This is a genomic window from Gemmiger gallinarum, from assembly GCF_014982805.1.
Taxonomy (GTDB): domain Bacteria; phylum Bacillota; class Clostridia; order Oscillospirales; family Ruminococcaceae; genus Gemmiger; species Gemmiger gallinarum.
The window spans coordinates 69876-88161 of record NZ_JADCKC010000002.1 but is presented as its reverse complement, the minus strand read 5'-3'; the positions used below and the strand labels follow the sequence as shown (position 1 = coordinate 88161).

The following is an 18286-nucleotide window of genomic DNA, read 5'->3' as shown; positions in this document are numbered from 1 at the left end:
AATCAGTGTACTCCTTTCTTTTTACCAATGATGAGGGTCAGGACAAAAGGCACCACAATGGCAATGGCCATGCAGACAAAGAACATGGGCATATGTTCGGGCATGATGGAGAGGAAGCCGGGCAGACCGCCCACGCCCACCGAGAAGGACATGACGCCGGTGCCCACAGACACGGTGGCGGCGATGGCGGAGCCGATCATGCCGCAGACAAAGGGAAAGCCGTTTTTCAGGTTGACGCCGAAGAGGGCGGGCTCGGTGACGCCCATGTAGCCGGAGATGCAGGCGGGGATGGAGACCTGGCGTTCCCGCTCGCCCTTCTGCAGGACGATCATGGCCAGAACAGCGGAAGCTTGGGCAATGTTGGACAGGGCGATCATGGGCCAGAGCATGGTGCCGCCGAACTGATTGGACAGCTGAGTATCAATGGCGTTGGTCATGTGATGCAGGCCGGTGATGACCAGCGGGGCATACAGCAGGCCGAAGATGGGAGCAAAGATCCAGCGCAGGTTGGTGGTCAGGCCGATGTAAACCACGTTGGCGATGGCGTCGCCGATCTTCCAGCCGATGGGGCCGACGATGGTGTGGGCGATGAGCACCGACAGGACCAGGGAGAAGAAGGGGACGATGATCATGGACAGATATTCCGGCGTGATCTTTTTGAACAGCCTTTCAAGATACACCAGCACAAAGGCAGCCAGAATAGCGGGGATGACCTGGGCCTGATAGCCGATCATCTGCACCTGGGCGAATCCAAAATCCCAGACGGGAATGTCGGCGGCCGCAGTGGAAGCGACCGAGTAGGCGTTGAGCAGCTGAGGAGAGACCAGGCAGATGCCCAGGATGATGCCCAGGATCTGGGTGCCGCCCATCTTTTTGACCACCGACCAGCAGATGGCCACAGGCAGATAGTGGAAGACCGCCTCGCCGATCAGCCACAGGAAGCTGTAGGTGCCTGCCCAGAACTGGGAGGTCTCGGACAGGGTTTTGGTGCCGCCGTCGAAGATGGCGACCTCACCGATGAAGCTGCGGAAGCCAAGGATCAGACCGCCGACGATCAGAGCGGGGATCAGCGGGGCGAAGATCTCCGCCAGGTTGCTCATGAACTTCTGGGCGGGATTCTGGTTGCTTTTGGCGGCCTGCTTGGCGGCGTCCTTGCTGACGCCTTCAATGCCGGAAACGGATGTGAAGTCGTTGAAAAACTCGGCCACGTCGTTGCCGATGATGACCTGGAACTGTCCGGCCTGGGTAAAACTGCCCTTGACCGAGGGCAGCGCTTCAATGCCCTTGATGTCGGCCTTGGCCGGGTCTGCCAGCACAAAACGCATGCGTGTCATGCAGTGGGTAACGGCACTGATGTTTTCCTTGCCGCCGATTAATTCCAGCATTTTGGCGGCGTCCGCGGTAAATTTCCCCATAATGATCTCTCCTTCAATACTCCTTGCTTATACGTGTTTTGAAATCGAAATTTGTCAACGTATACGTATATGTTAACCCGGTGACTGTATGGTATCATATACGTATATGTTTGTCCACGGCCCGGGGGAAACTTTGGCGCAACACACAAAAACGCATTCCCCGCTTTGTGCAAACGGACAATGCGCTTTTGACGATGTTTCGAAAAAAACAGACAAGTGAAGCGGGTTGTATGCCTGTGGAGGAAAGGTTATACGCGGGAGCGGCGGGCAAAATCCACAAAGCGGAAGCGGTCCCAGCGGTGGCGGGATTCAGTATGCTGGAACAAAGCGCCGCTTTCCAGATAGACATAGCTGGACACCACGATCATGATATCGTTTTTGCCCAGGTCCAGATAGCGGCGGTCCTCCTCGGTGGGGCGGCAGGCGGTGATCTCTTTCTGGGCACAGCCGATCTTGAGGCCAAGATCCTTTTCCAGATAGCGGTAGAGAGAGTCGGAGCAGTCGGCCTCAGTCAGTGCGGGGACATACTTGCGGTTGAGAAAATCCTTGTCCAGAATGACGCGCTCCCCCTCGATCTCCCGCACGCGATACAACCGCCAGGCCTCGTCGTCCCGGCTCAGGTCAAGAGCTTTCATGAGCTCGCGGCAGCCGCGCACCGATTCCAGCAGCACCACATGGGTTTTTGTCTGGTAGCCCTCGGCGGTGGCCAGCTCCTGAAAGCTGGTCAGCCCCGAAACCGGGAACACCACCTTTTCCCGGTCAAGCACCAGCGCCTCGCGGCCGCGGGCTTTCTGGATATAGCCGTCCTGCTCCAGCATGGCCAGCGCCTTGCGCAGCGTATCCCGGGAGACGCCGTATTCCTGAATCAGAAGATTCTCGGCGGGGAGGCGGCTCCCCGCCGGGTACATACCGCTCTGAATGCGGGAGGTAATGTCGTTGTAAACCAGAATGTATTTGCTTGCCATGGTTTGAAAAAGTCACCTGCCCTGTACGGAAATCTGTTATTATCTATCATAACATATACGTATACACTGTGCAACCGGACTCCAACACGGCAGGCAGAGCAAAAAAATGCCGTCCCGGCACAGAGCCGGGACGGCAGAAAATCTACGGAAACATCCGGGCAGGAGAGCGGAAGCAAGATCAATCCTTGCGCTCGTCGCCCCAGAAGAACAGCGCCACGGTGCCGGGGCCGGTGTGGCTGCCGATGGTGGTGCCGATGTTGTTGATGAGGACCTTGCCGTCCAGCTTGGGGAAGCGGGCCTCAATGAGGGCGGCCACGGCCTTGGCGTCCTCCATGCAGGCGGACTGGGAAATGTAGCATTTGCCCGAGTAGTTCAGGCCGTCCTGGGCATGCTGTTCCATCTTTTTGACGATCTCCTCAATGGCGCGCTTTTTGCCGCGGCATTTCTGGCGGGGGATCAAACGGCCCATATAGTCCACGTTGAGCAGGGGGCAGATCTTGAGGGCGGTGCCGAACCAGCCCGCGGCCTTGGTGATGCGTCCGCCCTTGACAAAGAAGGTCAAATCGCTGGAGAAGAACCAGTGATGCAGCATGAGGCGGTTGTCCATAGCCCACTGATAGAGGGCGTCGATGGACATGCCGCCGTCCCGCAGATCGGCCAGCTTGTCCATGAACAGGCCGGAGCCGGAGGAGGCAGACAGAGAATCCACAATGTAGATCTTGCGGTCGGGGTATTTCTCCATCAGTTCCTGGCGGGCCAGGTTGGCGGAGTTGACCACGCCCGAAATGCCGCTGGACAGGCAGAGGTGGAGGATATCCAGTCCCTGCTCCAGGAAAGGTGTGAAGTACTCCACAAACTCGTCGGCGTTGATCTGGGAGGTGCGGGTGGTGGCGCCGTCCACCATGGCGGCGTAGAAACGATCCAGAGGCATGGTCTGGCCCAGATCATCGGGGTAGGCCTTGTCGTTCAGATAGTAATGGAAGCAGGCGTAATGGATGTCACGCTCGCGGAAATGCTCGGCGCTCAGATCGGCGGTGGAGCAGCAGCTCAGAATAAAGTTTGCCATTGTCCTCTCTCTTTCCCCGGCGGCAGACGCCGGATGAATTTGTGCCCCGCAGGGTATGCCCGGCGGGACGAAAGCGGTACAAAACCGCTGTTTTGTCCAATAAAATCAGTATAGCACATTCCCGGCAAAATCAAAAGGAATTTGCCCCGGCTTACAGGAGTTTTACACAGCAAAGGTCCGGCCGGGCCCCCGCGGTTGAAATACGACATGAAATCGGTTATACTATTTTGTAACCATATCAATGGAACAGCGTCCGCCATTCAGGGCGGATATCTTGATAATAAAAGGAGCACAAACATGGCACATACGGTTATGGTCACCGGCGCGGACGGTTTTATCGGCAGCCATCTGACGGAGGAGCTGGTCAAGCGCGGCGAGAAGGTCCGTGCCTTCTGCCTGTACAATTCCTTCGGGTCCTGCGGCTGGATCGACACCCTGCCCCCCGAGATCAAAAACGAGATCGACATCTTCATGGGCGACATCCGTGACCCCAACGGCGTCCGCACCGCCATGCGCGGCCAGGAGCGGGTCTTCCATCTGGCAGCCCTCATCGCCATTCCCTTCTCCTACCACAGCCCGGACAGCTATGTGGATACCAACATCAAGGGCACCCTCAACGTCCTCAACGCCGCCCGGGAGCTGGGCACCTCCCGCGTGCTGGTGACCTCCACCAGCGAGGTCTACGGCACCGCCCAGTATGTACCCATCGATGAGCACCATCCCTTCCAGGGCCAGAGCCCCTACTCCGCTACCAAGATCGGCGCCGACCGCCTGGCGGAGAGCTTCTACCGCAGCTTTGACCTGCCGGTGTCCATCGTGCGGCCCTTCAACACCTACGGCCCCCGCCAGTCGGGACGTGCCATCATCCCCACCATCATCACCCAGCTGCTGGCGGGTCAGACCGAGCTCAAACTGGGCAACCTGAACCCCACCCGGGACTTCAACTACGTCAAGGACACCGCCGCCGGCTTTATGGCCATTGCCGACTGCGACGCCGCCGTGGGTCAGGAGCTGAACATCGCCACCGGTGTGGAGCACTCCATCGGCGACCTGGCCAACGAGCTCATTGCCCAGATCAACCCCAATGCAAAGATCGTCTGCGAGGCCGAGCGCCTGCGCCCTGAAAAGAGCGAGGTCAACCGCCTGCTGGGCGACTCCACCAAGCTGCGCAAGATGACCGGCTGGGCGCCCAAGTACACCTTTGCCGAAGGTCTGGCCGAGACCATTGAATTTTTGCGCGGCAATCTGGACTCCTACAAGGTCGGCCAGTATATCCTGTGATGTCCATGTGGAATAAACTGCGGGCAAAGCCCGCTCTCGGCTGGGGGCTGGCGGCTCTCGTCGCAGTGGCGGCGGGGGTGGCCTGGTCCTACTACTGGCGGGTATTCTACTACCTGGATGCCCGGGTCAATCCGCTGCTGGTCACAGCAGCCTGCGTGCTGGCGGCTCTGGTGGCGGTGGCGGCGGCGGGCATCCTGCACTATGGCGTGCGGGACTTTGCCGCCAAAGGTGCGGTGTGCATCGCGGTGTGCGGGCTTCTCTTTGCCTTTGCCAATCCGCCCATGCAGACCCCCGACGAGTCGGAACATTTTCTGCGCACCTACGCCATCAGCATGGGCCGGTTGGACTTTGATGCTCAGCGGGGCTATCCCGACGATGTAAGCGCCCTGTACAACGCTTTTCCCGGCGCGTGGGTCAACGCTCACACTTCGGCGGGGACGGCAGTAGACGAGGAGTCCGGCGAAACGGAATACTACACCACCTCCGGCTATGCCCTCAAGCAGACGGGGGAGGACGGCCCGGTCCAGAGCATTACCGACAGCTTTGACGAATACTTCAACGACCCCGACACCACCCCGGTATACGAGCCGGTCAGCTTTCTGATCCTGCCCTTTCTGCCAGGGGCGCTGGGCATGGCGGTGGCCCGCCTGCTGGGCTTTGCAGCCCTGGGATGCCTTTACGCCGGGCGCATTGCCAACCTTATTGTCTATACACTCCTGTGCTGGCTGGCACTGCGCAGTGCGCAAAAGTTCCGGCCTGCTTTCCTCTGTGTCATGCTGCTGCCCATGTCCCTCTGGATGGGGGCCAGCCTCAGCTATGACGCGGCATTGCTGGCCTGCTACTACCTCATGCTGGCCCTGCTGACCCGCCGCACCTGGACCACCCGGACGGCTGTGGTCTATGCGGCGGCCTGCGTCTGGGTCAATGTGGCAAAGCCCTATATCAATCTGCTGTGGGCGCTGCTGCCGCTGATTCTTTTGCGGGAGGCCTTCTGTGCCAGGGGGCGCCGCTGGCAGTGGACGGCGGGCATGCTGGCGGCCTCTCTGGCCGTGACCCGCCTGCTGGAGATCTACGGCGCTGTGTTCCGCTACAACTACGGCGAGATCGGCCGCATGGGCGGCAGCGACGTGGACCAGATGGGCCAGCTGGTCTTTCTGCTCAAAAATCCCCTGCGTTATCTGGCGGTTCTGATGGGCACACTGTACGAGAATGACTTTTTCGTGGGTCAGCTGGGCCTTTTCGGCTGGAAGGACCTGCCCATCGCATTCCTGAGCCTGACCGGCCCTGTGGTGCTTTTGGCGGGCACGGTGCTCTCGGCGGGCAAGGGCCAGTCCATCACCCGGCGGCGCACGGTGCCGCTGGCGGTGTTCGGGCTGGTGTACGCCGTGGGGGCCATGACCGCCATGTATATCACCTACACCCCGGTGACCATGGTGCGCATTGTGGGGCTGCAGACCCGGTACTTTTTGCCGGTCATTCTGGTGGCCATGATGCTGCTGGCCGCCCCTCTGCGCCGGATGCTCTCCGCCGAGCTCTCCGCCCAAAAGGCCGAGCGCTGGGCTGCCCGGCTGTTTGCACCCTATGCGGCCTTCGGGGCAGTGCTTTTGTTCCAGCATTACTTTATCGGGCCCATCAGCACCATCCCGGTGTGAGAAGGTCCCGTTTTATCCTGATTTGCCTTTGAACTGAGAGAAGGGAGGGCAGTCCATGACGCTTGTGGGCGGTCTGTTGATCCTGGCGCTGGTCTGCGCCGTCTCGGTGTGTGCGGCGGCGGATACCGGCCGGGACGCCGCAGTCTTTCCGCTGCCCGTGCTGGCCGGCAGTGTCTGCCTGCTGCTGTGCGGCGGCTACCTGGGTCTGCTGGTCCCGGCACTGTGGGTCAATTACGCACTTTTGGCCGCGCTGGCGGTGGGGCTGGGCGTTCACGCGGGGCGGGAACGCCTGAAAGCCGCACTGTTCAGCCCCGGCTTTTTGTTTTTTGCGGCGGCATCGGCGGTGTTCTGGCTGATGTTCGCCGTGCTGCAGCCCATGTTCACCCAGTGGGATGAGTTCACCTTCTGGGGGGCGGCGGCAAAACTGCTGAAAGAACACGGCATGCTCTATCCCGCCGACCCCGTCAACCTCAAGGCGGCGGCGGGCCTGCCCGGCCTGGGGCTGGTTTCCTTCTTTGTGCAGGGGCTCTCCCCGGTGTTCACCGAGTGGCAGTGCCTTGCCGCCTACGATATGCTCTTCATGGCCTGCATCGCCGGGGCATCGGTTTTGCCCCGCCGCCGCTGGGCCCAGAGCGCCATGGTGCTGACGGCCGGAGTGCTGCTGCCCTTCTTTTTCAGCGTGGTCACCCCGGGCTCGGCCAGCACCGTCTATGCCAACGCCATGGCGGACATCCCTCTGGCGCTGCTGTTCGGCGGGGTGGTGAGCCTGTGGTTTGCGGTGGGCCCCGGCAAACTGGGCCTGCTGCTCACCGCCCTGCCTCTGGCTCTGCTGACCCTGACCAAGGATATGGGCTTTGCCTATGCCCTCATTGCCGTGTTCCTCATCTTTCTGGACCTGCTCTTCGGGCAGGAGCACAAGGACCGGCGTCCGCTGCGGGTGTTCGGCGGGGCGCTGTGGCGTGCCGTTGCGCTGGCGGTGCCGGTGCTGGCGGCTTTCCTCAGCTGGAACCGCTATACCGCCACCTGCCTGGATACCGGCAGCGGTACCGTGGGCGGGGCGGGCCTGAGCTACGGCCAGGTCCTCACCGGCGGCCTTGCCCAGTTCTTCGGCATCGGCCGCACCCAAAAGTTCTCCGACATTATGGGCCTGATGGGGGATGCCTTCTTCAGCCGGGATGTCTGCCTGCTGGGCCCCGGTGTCCGGGCACTGGCCGTCATCACCCTGGTGGCTGCGGCAGCCTTTGTCTTTGCAGGCAAGGGGGCGGCCCGGCGGCGGGTCCTGGTGACCTGGCTGGGTTTTGCCTTCTGCTTTGCGGCCTTCTATCTCTTCCACCTGATTCTCTACTGCTACAACTTCTCCGACGTGGAGGCCTATATCCTCAAGGACTACGAGCGGTACATCGGTCCCTACTATCAGGGATGGATGCTGGCCATGCTCTGCCTGCTGGGCCGCTCGGCGGCCGGTTATGCGGGGCGGTGGTACCGTCTGGCGGACGGCGCCCTGCTGGGGGCGGCTGCCTGCATCCTGGCGGTGTTTTTCTGGCGTGGTGTGCCCACGGCGGGCTTCTGGACCAACGCCGACAGCCTCTACCTGCTGCGTCAGGACGTGAAAGACCGTGCAGCCGCCGCCAATGAGGTGCTGGACTGGGACGACAATGTGCTGGTCATCAGCCAGGGGGACGACGCCACCCGCTGGTACTACTACAACTATGAGCTCACCGCCCATGTGGCCAGAGGCTACGGCGGCTATTTCAACGGGGTGGACAAGTCCAGCCGCTGGGATTCCGATTTCATGAACCTGGTGGAGAGCGAGAACTGGACTTTGTACGATTACAAGGCAGTCTGCACCCCCGACGCCCTGGTGGCTTATCTCATTGAGAAAGACTGCGACTATCTGCTCATCGACCGGGCGGACGACTACCTGGAGCGGGACTTCAGCAGCCTGTTTGAGGGCGGCCTGACCGCCGACATGCCCGCTACACTCTACCGGTTCGACCCGGATGCCGCGACGCCTTTCACACCGGTGGCCGTGGCGGAAAGCGAGGGGTGAGCCATGAACGAAACCAAAAGGACTCTGCGCCGGTTTGCCCTGTGCTATGCCCTTGCCCTGATTCTGTGGGTGGTGTTCTGCCTGGGCAGATGCGCGGTCATGCTGATGCACCGGGCGTCGGGGGATATGCCCCAGACGACGCTGGGGGCGGAGGACCTGACCTTCGAGAGCTTTGAGTGTTATCTCGATCTGGAGTGGGACACCCCGCCCGACGACGACCCCAACTGGTATCTTTCCACCGACAACGACCCCCATATTTTCTACGACGGCGGCGGCTATCTGGAGACGGTGCGCCTCTACGCCAAACACCGCCTGCCTCCGGGCAGCGTGGTGCTCTACTACCTCAAACCCGGCCAGACCGATTACAGCGAGACCCAGAAGGTCTACGGCCATGTGGCGGGGGATGGGGTGTATGAGTTCGACCTGGGCGGGGTGGAGGTCTCCGGGCTGCGCATCGACCCCGACAGTGTGGGCGGCGTGGCCACCCTGTTTACCGGCATTGAGCTGAACCCCGCCCGGTTCTGGGTCTGGCGCTTTGTGCCGGACGGCGGTCAGTTTTTGCTGATCCTCGGCCTGCCTGCCGTGGCGGCTGCCGCCTGGACCCTGCTCCGCAGCCGCCGGGAGGATGCCTGATCCCCGCCATTACCCGAAAAGGAGGACCCCTGCATGGAGCTGCTTTGCGTCTTTGCGTCCATGGCGGCATTGTTTCTGTTTTGTGCATTTCTGACCCTGCGGTGCGGGCTGCACAGTGCCCTGGCCCCGCTGACTGCCCTGTCCGCGGCTGTTTTGTGGCTGACGCTGTGGGGCATGGCCGGGCCGTTGCTGGCCGGGGCCTGGATTCTGTTTGCGGCCTTTGCGGTGCTGGGCATCTGGGCCCTGTGGCCCCGCAAGGGAGCCAAGCCCGACTATAAAAAACTGGCAAGCCCCGGGGCGGTGCTGTTCTGGGGCATGACGGTGGCCTTTGCCGTTTATTTCTTTGTCCGCCAGCCCATGGCCACCGGCTTTGACGAGCTCAACCTGTGGGCCACGGCAGTCAAGGTGACAAAGGTCGACAACAGCCTCTACTCCAATGCGGTGCTGGGCACCCCCTGGGCCGTCACCCAGAACCCCGGCCTGCCGCTGCTCAGCTACTTCTTCTGCTTTTTCGGCAGCTATGCCGACTGGAAGATCTACCTGGCCTACAACGCCCTGGCCTTCGCGGTGTTTGCCGCCGTGCTGGGCGGCATGGGCTTCTCCCGCTGGCGGCTGGCCGTGCCGACGGCCGCGGTGCTGTGGTGCGTGCCCTACTTTTTCACCACCTACAACCACACCATCTACCTGAACACCGTCTACATGACCTCCTACGGCGACATCCCGGCGGGCCTGGTCATGGGCGGCGCGGTGGCCCTCTGGCTGGCGCTGCGCAAGACCGGCGGGCCCAAGTGGGCGGTGCTGCCGGTGCTGGCTCTGGCTGCCAACACCAAGGCCAACACCTTTGTGCTGGCCCTGGTGGCGGCGGGCATTGTGGCGGTGGACGGATGGCTTTGGCCGGAGCAGCGTCCCTTCCGCAAAGGACTTTTGCGCCGTACCGGCTTTGCGGCGGCCTCCTTTGCCGCCCCGCTGGCGGTCTACTATCTCTGGAATGTCCGCTACGTGGGGATGCTGGTCTCCAAAAATGCCGAGACCGGCGGCGTGGGGGAGACCAGTGCCGCCCTGTCCGACGTGGTGGTCAACGGCATCAAGATTTTGCTGGGCCAGCCGGTGGAGGGCTTCTTTGCCGAACGACAGCCCCAGTTTTTGCAAGCCATTGCCGACATGGGCACCCAATTCTGGACCTCCGACGGCAAGCTGAGCATGATCGGCCAGGGCCGCAACGTGGTGGCGCTGATCCTGCTGGTCTTTGCGCTGGCGGTTTTCGCGGCGCCGGGCCTGCTGCTGCGGCTGCGGGTGGTGTGTGCCGCGGTGTGCAGCACCCTCTGCTTTCTGGGCTACAACCTGATGCTGGCGCTGAGCTACGGCTTCATCTTCAAGCCCTTCCAGGCGGAGAGCCTCACCGACTATAACCGTTACATTTACAGCTATTACATTGGCTGGTTCTTGATCGCCCTGGCCTGCCTGGCTGTGGTTTTGCAGGGCCGGACTGTTCCCGCAGCGGCGGAGAATGCCCGCCCCGCATCCCCGTGGGAGCGCCGCCGGGCGCTGGCAGGGCAGGGGGGCGTGCTGCTGCTGGCCTGCGGAATGCTTTTCCGCCTGAACCAGATGGTACTGCCTCAGCTGTCGGTGCTGGGCTTTTCCGACAGCGAGTTTGCCGACCGCAAGGCCGAGCGCGCTGAGGCCCAGCTGGTCTGCAGCTATCTGGAGCCGGAGGACCGGGTCTTTTACGTCAGCCAGGGGGACAACGGCGAGGGCTGGTTCTCGGCGGTGTTTGACTTTTACCCCGTGCTGGTGGACTATTCCGGCGTTGTCTCCACCATGGAGGGCGGCGGCGGGACCTTTGGCCTGCCCGAACTGGAACCGGAGGAGGAAGGTACCAAGAAATACTACTACCATCCCTACACCACCCAGCGCCTGGACGAGACCATCCGGGAAAACGGCTGCACCGTTATTTACCTGCAAACTATCGACGACATTTTTGTGGAGAGCTACGCCAGCCTGTTCACCGACGGCCTGGCTGCCGCCCAAAACGGCGAGACGCTGCTCTACCGCGTGACCGATGCGGGCTATGCCCCCGTGGAGATGGAGGTGACTGCCCCGTGAAAACCGCACTGCGCCAATTCTTTGCCCGCCGCGGGGCCATCCCGGCGGCCTGCTATCTTCTGACCCTGGCCGGCTGGCTGGTGCTGGGGGCGTGGAACTTCGGCAGCGACGCCATGGCCCGCGCCGGGGGCACGCTGACCGAACAGCAGCTGTCCCTCTCGGCGTTCCAGCTGGTGGACCTGCAGGGGGAGGGGGACGGCTATGTCTCCACCAGCGGCGACCCCCAGATCATTCTGGAGGACGTGTCCGACCAGGTGGTGCGCACCCTGAGCTATCGGGCGGAGTTTGACGCCGAACCCCGGGAGATGTGCCTCTACTACACCACCGCAGCGGGGGAGCCCTACAGCCAGGACAAGCGGGTTTTCCCCACGATGGGGGAGGACGGCAGCTACATTTACACCCTGCCCCGCACAACCATCGTGTCTCTGCGCCTGGACCCCTGCAGCCCCGACGCCAACACCCCCGTCACGGTGCAGTTTGAGGGGGATGCCATCACCCTCAACGCCGCCGACGCTCTGCCCTCCGGCCTTGCCTACTGGCTGCCCAGCTGGTATCAGCTGTTCTGCTTTGTGCTGTATCCGGCGCTTGCCGGGGCGATTTTGAGCTGGATGCGGGCCCTGTGGGGGGAAATCCGAGACCGCCGCAAAGGCTGAAATCTTATATTGCGCCATGGTATTCCATGGATACTGCTTGCGTTCCGTGTCCCTGCCCGGGGAGCGGAGCGCAATTTTTTTGCCCGGATGTTGTAACACTCTGCCGCCCGGGGGGACTGATTCAGCGAAACGTCCCGAAATTACCCGGGGCGGAGGCTGCGCAGCCGGAAAACAAGGGAAAAGGAGGGGACGCCGTGCTGGGAATTGAGGAACTCTACCGCCGTTACCGGGACGACGTTTACCGCTACCTTGCCTCCCTGACCCATGACCCCGCCCTGGCCGAGGACCTGCTCAGCGAGACCTTTCTCTGCGCGGTGCAGAAAGCGGGGACCTTCCGGGGCCAGAGCAGCGAAAAGACCTGGCTGTTCGGCATTGCCCGCAACCTCTGGCTGCAATCCCTGCGGAAAAACCGCCCCACGGTGGAGTACAACGACCTCCTGGGCCTGTACGTGGAGGACCGGGTGGGGGAGGCCTACGACTTCCGCCAGCTGGCCGAACGGGTGGCCCAGCTGCTGGAGGCCCTGCCGGAGCGGGAGCGCACCATCGTGCAGCTGCGTGCCCGGGGTTTGCCCTACGAGGAGATCGCCGCCCGCTGCGGCATCCGGGCGGGATCAGCCCGGGTAATCGAGTACCGCGTCCGCCAATCCCTGAAAGAAACCCTGCGAAAGGAGGGCTATCTGTGACAGAAGATACCATGCAATCCCGTTCCCTGCCCCAAGCACAGCCCGATCTGCCGGAAACCCTGCCCGACCTGCCCTGCGATGTCTGCCGGGACCTGATCCCCCTGGTGCAGGACGGCGCCGCCAGCCCCACCGCCACCGAGATGGTCCGCCGCCATATGGAACACTGCGAAAGCTGCCTTGCTTTCTGGCGGGAGGGCGCCCCCGTTCAGCCCGCCGCCCCCGACGACGGCAAGGTGCTGGGCAAGATCTACAAGCGCCTGCGCCTGCTGGTGTTCGCCGCCCTGGGGGCGGGGGCGCTGTTCGGCCTGTGGCTCATGAGCTACGGCTTTGCGGGGCAGTTCAATCTGCTCATCATGCCGGCGGTGGGGGCAGCGGGGGCCCTGCTGCTCCGCCGCCGGTGGTACCTGACGCCTCTGTGTGTGGCGGCGCTGGGATTTGTCTGGCATCTCTCGCTGGAAAACACCGGCCCTGTCCTGGGGCTGATCTATGCCGCCTTTTACGGCGGTCTCTGCCTGCTGGGCGGAGTGGCCGCCATGCTCTTCCGCTATGCATTCGGAAAGGAGGAACTTCCATGAATACCGCTGAACGAACCCCGTCCAGACATCCGCGTACCAAGGCCAGGCGCCGCCTTGCCGCCGCGGGCGGGTTTGCCATTGTGCTGCTTTTGATTTTTGTGCTTGTGGCCTATACCGGGGACCCCGTCACCAAGCATCTGGCCATGAACACGGCCGAAACCTACGCCAACGAGACCTACCCCGGTTACGACATCCGGGCGGTGGCAGCCTCGGCGCGGCACTGGTTCCGCTATGAGGTGATTGTAGATTCCTCCATCAGTGAGGATACCAGCTTCCTGGTGGAGGTGGAACAGGGGCGTGTCACCGGGGATTCCTACGATGACATGGTGGCCAATGGCGGCAACACCTGGAGCCGCATCATGGTGCAGCTGGACGGCAGTGTGACCGGGGCCCTTTCCAATGCCGGTATCTCCCACCGGGGATATGGACTTTACTGCGACAACTACCTGGGCAGCACCGGCGAGGTCCCCGTCCCGGCCGAGGGCCACCCGCCCCTGACGGTGGACATGCCCTACGACAAAACCAACCTGCCGCCGGTGGCGCTGGCGCTGGACCTCAATGCCCCCGACGGCGCCGACGACCCCCAGGCCGCCGCCTGGCAGCTGGCCCAGCAGGTCAAGAACGCCATGGACGAGGCGGACATTGACCTGGCTGCTTACGTCATCACGCTGTACGGCATGAACAACCAGGTGGTGGTCACCACCGGCCTGATCCCCGCCGCCGACCTGGACTGAGGCACACATCCCCGCATAACCTCACCCGCCCGTGCATATGATATGGGCGGGTGATTGCATATGAAACAGTTTCCGTGGAAAACCTATCTCTTCTGGGTGCTGCTGACCGAAGCGGTGGGCGCACTCTCCGGCTTTCTGACCCGGGATGGGGCAAAACAGTACGCCGAGACCATCACGCTGCCGCCACTCTCCCCGCCGGGCATCGTCTTTCCCATTGTGTGGACGGTGCTTTTTGCCCTCATGGGCATCGGGGCGGCCCGGGTCTGGCTGGCGGCGGCCTCGGCGGAGCGGACCAAAAGCCTGTGGCTGTTCTTTGTCCAGTTGGGGTTCAACTTCTTCTGGAGCATCTTCTTCTTCAACCTGCAGGCCTATGGCTTTGCCCTTGCCTGGCTGGTGGTGCTGTGGGTGCTGATTCTGTGGATGCTGCTCTCTTTCCGCAAGGTGGACCCCCTGGCCGGGTGGCTGCAGCTGCCTTACCTTTTGTGGGTGGCCTTTGCCGGGTATCTCAACCTGGGGGTATGGCTTCTCAACTGATGGCAACATTCCCGCAATACAAAATGCCGTCCCTTTCCCAACGGGAGAGGAACGGCATTTTTACATATGAGAATGTACGGGCAAAAGGCAGAATCTCAGGTGATTTGCAGCGCCCGCTGGACGCGGTAGACGATGTACCGGAACAGCCCGGCGATGAGGCTGCACTCCACCCACAGATAGTTGGGCAGGTTGCGCCAGTAAAATTTGGGCTTGTCGATCTTGGGCAGGGCGATTTTTGCCTCGGCGTAGCCCTTGGCGTAGTCACTGCCGAAGCCCCGGTGGCGGAACATCACCACTTTGAGCAAATACCCAAACGCCATGGGGATGAAGTTCACCACCAGCATGCCTATGGGCTGGTTTTTGTAGGGCAGCAGAATGCTGTTGCGCCCGCTCTGGATGCTCTTGAAGGGGTTGTAGCGCACCGCGCCGGTGGTAGCGCCGCAGATGTGGCGGCAGCGGGCGGTGGGGCAGTAGACGTTTTTGTAGCCGAAGTTGTTGGCCCGCCAGGAAAGGTCTACGTCCTCATAGTAGGCAAAAAACAATTCGTCAAAAACGCCGATTTTATCCAAAATGGATTTTCTGTACAGCGCAGCACCCCCGCAGGCGGAGAAAATGCGGCAGGGCTTGGTGTACCGGCTGGCCTTGAGGCCGTCCCCCCGCTTGCAGGCAAAGCCCAGGATGGTCACATAGTCCCCGGCGTCGTCGGCCAGTTCCGGCTCGTAGTAGCGCAGCATCAGACTGGACACGGCGAAAATTTTGGGGTCGGAGTCGGCAGTTTTGATGAGCTCCGCCAGCCAGTCGGGCTCGGCAAAGGCGTCGTTGTTGAACAGCACGGCGTACTCGCCCTTTGCGATGGCGATGCCCTGGTTCACCGCATGGGAAAAGCCGGTGTTTGTGTCGTTCTCGATGAGGGTATAGTTGGGGCGGCCGCGATAGCTGCGGGCGATCTCCAGGCTTTCGTCGGTGGAGCCGTTGTCAATGATGATGAGCTCAAAGTCCTGCTCGGTCTGGGCCCAGATGGATTCGATGGAATCCCGCAGCCAGCCCGCGCCGTTGAGGTTGGGGATGATAACACTAGCTTTCAAGATGGAATCCTCCTCATCAGTAAAGGCCGTAGTAGGAGTAGAACATTGCCTGCTGTATGCTGCCCAGAAGCAGTGTAAACAGGAAGATGCCGATGGCGATCACCGCTGCCAGCAGCAGAGCCAGCAGCAGGCTGGCGCGGGCCAGATTGCGCTGCCGGGGCGTGCATCCCGGCAAAAAGGAGAAGCACAGCATGGCCACCAGGCCCACCACCGGCACAGCAAAGAGCAGCAGCATGCCGAAATACCACCACACCGAGGGGACTTCCCCCGATTCCTGAGGCTCCGCGCAGTAGCGGGGCCCCTGGGGCGCCTGTGCCCCGGGCTGAGGCGGTGCAGGCTGCACCGGCGGCTGGGGTGTGGGCCGGGCAGGCTGGGGAGCCTGGGCATATACCGGCCCTGCCGGTTGAGGGCCTGCCTGAGGCATGGTCACCTCAGGCTGCTGTACGGGAGGGACAGGCGGCACACAGGAGGCACCGCAGGCAGGGCAGTGATCGGCGCCTGGAATGAGCCGGGCACCGCAGTTGTTACAAAATTCCATGGTTTTTATCCTCCGCGCGGCAGGTTCAGATCATCAGCGGACGGTCGGTCTGAGTGTTCAGAATGATCTGGGTGTTGGTGGACCCCATCTTCTGCATCTTAGTCAGCAGATGCTCCAGCCCGTCGATGCTCTCGCAGCTGACCTTGACGATAAAGTTGTAGCTGCCTGTGACCCGCCAGCACTGCAGGACCTGGGGCTCGCTTTCCACCAGGGCGAGAAAATCGTCCCGGCTGGCCGCGTTGGCCGAGATGGAGATCAGCGCCTGCACCCGGGCAGCTTCGCCCGGGTGGTGCAGGATCACGGTGTAACCGCCGATGATGCCCTCCTGTTCCAGCTTGCGGATGCGGCTGGACACGGCGGGACTGGTCAGGTTGACGTTCTCGGCAATCTCCTTGACGGGCATACGTGCATTTTTGATCAGCAGACGGATGATTTTTTGGTCAAGCTCATCCATAATGGCACCTCTTGCATTTGATATTTTGTATAATGCGCACAAAAAAATAAAATTAAGGAAAAGAAGGTTGTGTTCTTTCACAAAAAATGCGAATCGCTTTTTTTTGAGCCAAAATCGAAAAAAATTAAGCGATTGCCCCATTATTATAATAAAAAGAAAAACAAAATACAAGGTTTGAATTTGACATATTAAGAAAAATGAGTATACTTAAGGCATATTCAAAGACAACTTCTAACCTTTATATACTTTCCCACCCCTCTATGCACAAAGGCCCGTCCGCAAGGACGGGCCTTTGTGTTTGTGCCGGTCCTTCGAAAGCCCTCTTTCACCCCAAGGCAGGAAAAAGGAAAGGCCGGTTTATTTCAATACAGGCTCGGCGGCATGGGCACGGGCGCAGTCCACATATCCGGCGGTGTTGGCGCGGGTCTCCGCCTGCTGCTCGGGGGTAACAGCGCCCCGAATCTTTCCCGGCACCCCCATCACCACACTGCCCGGGGGCACGATGGTCCCCTCGGTCACCAGAGCACCGGCAGCCACAATGCTGCCCCGGCCGATCACCGCGCCGTTCATGACGGTGGCATGCATGCCGATGAGGGCATCGTCCTCCACGGTGCAGCCGTGGACGAGGGCGCAGTGACCTACCGTCACATGGCGGCCGATGTGTACCCCCTGTCTCTCGCCGGTGTGGAGAACAGCCCCGTCCTGAATGTTGCTGCCCTCCCCAATCACGATGCTGCCCGAGTCACCCCGCAGCACAGCCCCGTAAAAGACACTGCTGTCGGGGGACAGGTGAACGTCTCCGATGAGTGCGGCAGTCTCGGCCACAAAAGCCGGACGGTCCAGCACGGGGTGCTTGTCCCCGAATCCCTTGATAAGAGCCATGGCAGAATCCCTTCCCCGAAGTTTTTTCTGTATTCATTGTACTACATCCTGGCAAGGGGGCAAATCTTGCGCGGGAACGGGGAATATGATACAATCGTAACCGATTTGAGAGATGCAACACAGGTTTTGACAGAATATGGGGGAAAGTGCAATGATCCGAATGGTATGCAGTGACCTGGACGGCACGCTGCTGCGGTATGACCAGAAAGTTCTGGGGGAGAGAATTCTCAGCCAGATCCGGGCGCTGGCGGCCCACGGCATCCGTTTTTGTCCGGCCAGCGGACGGCAGTATACCAGCCTGAAAAAGCTGTTTGCCCCGGTGGCGGAGCACTGTGTCTTTCTGTGCGAAAACGGCGGCGTGCTGTATGAGAATGACCGTGTGCTGGCCAAGACGCCCATGCCCCGGGCCCTGGCGGAGGAGATCGCCTGGGATTTCTGGAACAACAGCGACGGCAAAGGGGAGGTCATGCTCTCGGGAGAGAACACCTCCTACCTTATGGAGCGGGGCCTGGGCATGACCGACCGTATCCGGTTTATCGGCAATCACTATTGCAGCATTCAGGACCCGGCACAGATCCCCGAGGACATCGTCAAGGTGTCGGTCTACCTGGAAGATGGTGTGGATGCCTATGTGGACCGGTTCGTCCCCCGCTGGCGGCAGGCCAACGCGGCGGTGGCCGGGCCCAAGTGGATCGACACCACCTTTGCCAACAAGGGCATCGGCGTACGCGCCATGTGCCGGGAGCTGGGCATCGGGCTGGAGGAAGTCATGGCCTTCGGGGACAATTATAATGATATCTCCATGCTGGACGCCGTGGGAATGCCCTGCCTGATGCAGACCGCCGCCCAAGAACTGCTGGAACGCTATCCCAACCACACCCCCTGCCCGGAGGATACCATCCAGACCCTGCTGGACAGCCTGAAAGACTGAGAGCGGACCTTTGCTTTTCCAAAACTCCCGCCGGGCGGTACATCGCCCAGGC

At 61.5% G+C, this 18286-nt stretch carries 18 protein-coding genes; 11 read left to right on the top strand and 7 right to left on the bottom strand.

Annotated features, from left to right (window positions below):
- Nucleotides 1-2: 2 nt before the first annotated feature.
- The 3 genes from treP to INF35_RS06080 all read right to left on the bottom strand — a co-directional run bounded on the left by treP (nucleotide 3) and on the right by INF35_RS06080 (nucleotide 3446).
- Nucleotides 3-1415, bottom strand: coding sequence for a PTS system trehalose-specific EIIBC component (treP, locus tag INF35_RS06090; RefSeq protein ID WP_193500647.1), 1413 nt, complete (start codon nucleotides 1413-1415; stop codon nucleotides 3-5).
- 248 nt (nucleotides 1416-1663) lie between these two features.
- Entirely contained in the window at nucleotides 1664-2380 is a 717-nt protein-coding gene (gene treR / locus INF35_RS06085) for a trehalose operon repressor (protein WP_193500646.1), read from the bottom strand.
- A gap of 178 nt (nucleotides 2381-2558) precedes the next feature.
- On the bottom strand, nucleotides 2559-3446 hold the full coding sequence (locus INF35_RS06080; RefSeq protein ID WP_193500645.1) for a DegV family protein: 888 nt from the start codon (nucleotides 3444-3446) through the stop codon (nucleotides 2559-2561).
- A 297-nt stretch (nucleotides 3447-3743) separates the two neighbouring features.
- Between INF35_RS06080 and INF35_RS06075 the strand changes: the two genes are divergently transcribed.
- The 10 genes from INF35_RS06075 to INF35_RS06030 all read left to right on the top strand — a co-directional run bounded on the left by INF35_RS06075 (nucleotide 3744) and on the right by INF35_RS06030 (nucleotide 14344).
- Nucleotides 3744-4727 (top strand): NAD-dependent 4,6-dehydratase LegB, encoded by a 984-nt coding sequence (locus INF35_RS06075; RefSeq protein WP_193500644.1) that lies wholly within the window; start codon nucleotides 3744-3746, stop codon nucleotides 4725-4727.
- Between the two features lie 5 nt (nucleotides 4728-4732).
- Complete coding sequence (locus INF35_RS06070; protein WP_193500643.1) at nucleotides 4733-6379, top strand: DUF2142 domain-containing protein; 1647 nt, start codon at nucleotides 4733-4735, stop codon at nucleotides 6377-6379.
- Nucleotides 6380-6434: 55 nt separating this feature from the next.
- Nucleotides 6435-8429 (top strand): hypothetical protein, encoded by a 1995-nt coding sequence (locus tag INF35_RS06065; RefSeq protein WP_193500642.1) that lies wholly within the window; start codon nucleotides 6435-6437, stop codon nucleotides 8427-8429.
- Nucleotides 8430-8432: 3 nt separating this feature from the next.
- Nucleotides 8433-9062: a hypothetical protein gene (locus INF35_RS06060; protein ID WP_193500641.1), complete on the top strand. Its 630-nt coding sequence runs from the start codon at nucleotides 8433-8435 to the stop codon at nucleotides 9060-9062.
- Nucleotides 9063-9095: 33 nt separating this feature from the next.
- A complete protein-coding gene (locus INF35_RS06055) occupies nucleotides 9096-11165 on the top strand; it encodes a hypothetical protein (RefSeq protein WP_193500640.1) in 2070 nt (689 codons plus the stop codon).
- On the top strand, nucleotides 11162-11818 hold the full coding sequence (locus tag INF35_RS06050) for a hypothetical protein (RefSeq protein ID WP_193500639.1): 657 nt from the start codon (nucleotides 11162-11164) through the stop codon (nucleotides 11816-11818). The genes INF35_RS06055 and INF35_RS06050 overlap by 4 nt, the downstream gene beginning before the upstream one ends.
- Nucleotides 11819-12012: 194 nt before the next feature.
- Nucleotides 12013-12501 (top strand): RNA polymerase sigma factor, encoded by a 489-nt coding sequence (locus tag INF35_RS06045; protein WP_193500638.1) that lies wholly within the window; start codon nucleotides 12013-12015, stop codon nucleotides 12499-12501.
- Nucleotides 12498-13076 (top strand): zf-HC2 domain-containing protein, encoded by a 579-nt coding sequence (locus INF35_RS06040; protein WP_193500637.1) that lies wholly within the window; start codon nucleotides 12498-12500, stop codon nucleotides 13074-13076. The genes INF35_RS06045 and INF35_RS06040 overlap by 4 nt, the downstream gene beginning before the upstream one ends.
- The gene (locus INF35_RS06035) at nucleotides 13073-13810 is read left to right on the top strand and encodes a YfjL-like protein (RefSeq protein WP_193500636.1); all 738 of its coding nucleotides are present in this window, start codon (nucleotides 13073-13075) and stop codon (nucleotides 13808-13810) included. The genes INF35_RS06040 and INF35_RS06035 overlap by 4 nt, the downstream gene beginning before the upstream one ends.
- A 60-nt stretch (nucleotides 13811-13870) precedes the next feature.
- The gene (locus tag INF35_RS06030; RefSeq protein WP_193500635.1) at nucleotides 13871-14344 is read left to right on the top strand and encodes a TspO/MBR family protein; all 474 of its coding nucleotides are present in this window, start codon (nucleotides 13871-13873) and stop codon (nucleotides 14342-14344) included.
- Between the two features lie 95 nt (nucleotides 14345-14439).
- Here the strand turns inward: INF35_RS06030 and INF35_RS06025 are convergent, their stop codons facing one another.
- From INF35_RS06025 to INF35_RS06010, 4 genes are all read right to left on the bottom strand, one after another.
- On the bottom strand, nucleotides 14440-15429 hold the full coding sequence (locus tag INF35_RS06025; protein ID WP_193500634.1) for a glycosyltransferase family 2 protein: 990 nt from the start codon (nucleotides 15427-15429) through the stop codon (nucleotides 14440-14442).
- Between the two features lie 16 nt (nucleotides 15430-15445).
- On the bottom strand, nucleotides 15446-15967 hold the full coding sequence (locus tag INF35_RS06020) for a zinc ribbon domain-containing protein (protein WP_193501801.1): 522 nt from the start codon (nucleotides 15965-15967) through the stop codon (nucleotides 15446-15448).
- Between the two features lie 25 nt (nucleotides 15968-15992).
- Entirely contained in the window at nucleotides 15993-16421 is a 429-nt protein-coding gene (locus tag INF35_RS06015; RefSeq protein WP_193500633.1) for an Lrp/AsnC family transcriptional regulator, read from the bottom strand.
- A gap of 357 nt (nucleotides 16422-16778) precedes the next feature.
- Entirely contained in the window at nucleotides 16779-17303 is a 525-nt protein-coding gene (locus INF35_RS06010; RefSeq protein ID WP_193500632.1) for a gamma carbonic anhydrase family protein, read from the bottom strand.
- 151 nt (nucleotides 17304-17454) lie between these two features.
- Between INF35_RS06010 and INF35_RS06005 the strand changes: the two genes are divergently transcribed.
- Nucleotides 17455-18234 (top strand): HAD family hydrolase, encoded by a 780-nt coding sequence (locus INF35_RS06005; RefSeq protein ID WP_235983148.1) that lies wholly within the window; start codon nucleotides 17455-17457, stop codon nucleotides 18232-18234.
- Nucleotides 18235-18286 lie beyond the last annotated feature (52 nt).

Bases quoted from the DNA above. Each gene is read 5' to 3' on its own strand.
- INF35_RS06035 (WP_193500636.1), top strand. From the start codon at position 13,073: ATGAATACCGCTGAACGAACCCCGTCCAGACATCCGCGTACCAAGGCC.
- treR (WP_193500646.1), bottom strand. From the start codon at position 2,380: ATGGCAAGCAAATACATTCTGGTTTACAACGACATTACCTCCCGCATT.
- INF35_RS06060 (WP_193500641.1), top strand. From the start codon at position 8,433: ATGAACGAAACCAAAAGGACTCTGCGCCGGTTTGCCCTGTGCTATGCC.
- INF35_RS06055 (WP_193500640.1), top strand. From the start codon at position 9,096: ATGGAGCTGCTTTGCGTCTTTGCGTCCATGGCGGCATTGTTTCTGTTT.
- INF35_RS06015 (WP_193500633.1), bottom strand. From the start codon at position 16,421: ATGGATGAGCTTGACCAAAAAATCATCCGTCTGCTGATCAAAAATGCA.
- INF35_RS06010 (WP_193500632.1), bottom strand. From the start codon at position 17,303: ATGGCTCTTATCAAGGGATTCGGGGACAAGCACCCCGTGCTGGACCGT.
- treP (WP_193500647.1), bottom strand. From the start codon at position 1,415: ATGGGGAAATTTACCGCGGACGCCGCCAAAATGCTGGAATTAATCGGC.
- INF35_RS06080 (WP_193500645.1), bottom strand. From the start codon at position 3,446: ATGGCAAACTTTATTCTGAGCTGCTGCTCCACCGCCGATCTGAGCGCC.
- INF35_RS06005 (WP_235983148.1), top strand. From the start codon at position 17,455: ATGATCCGAATGGTATGCAGTGACCTGGACGGCACGCTGCTGCGGTAT.
- INF35_RS06065 (WP_193500642.1), top strand. From the start codon at position 6,435: ATGACGCTTGTGGGCGGTCTGTTGATCCTGGCGCTGGTCTGCGCCGTC.
- INF35_RS06075 (WP_193500644.1), top strand. From the start codon at position 3,744: ATGGCACATACGGTTATGGTCACCGGCGCGGACGGTTTTATCGGCAGC.
- INF35_RS06030 (WP_193500635.1), top strand. From the start codon at position 13,871: ATGAAACAGTTTCCGTGGAAAACCTATCTCTTCTGGGTGCTGCTGACC.
- INF35_RS06070 (WP_193500643.1), top strand. From the start codon at position 4,733: ATGTGGAATAAACTGCGGGCAAAGCCCGCTCTCGGCTGGGGGCTGGCG.
- INF35_RS06020 (WP_193501801.1), bottom strand. From the start codon at position 15,967: ATGGAATTTTGTAACAACTGCGGTGCCCGGCTCATTCCAGGCGCCGAT.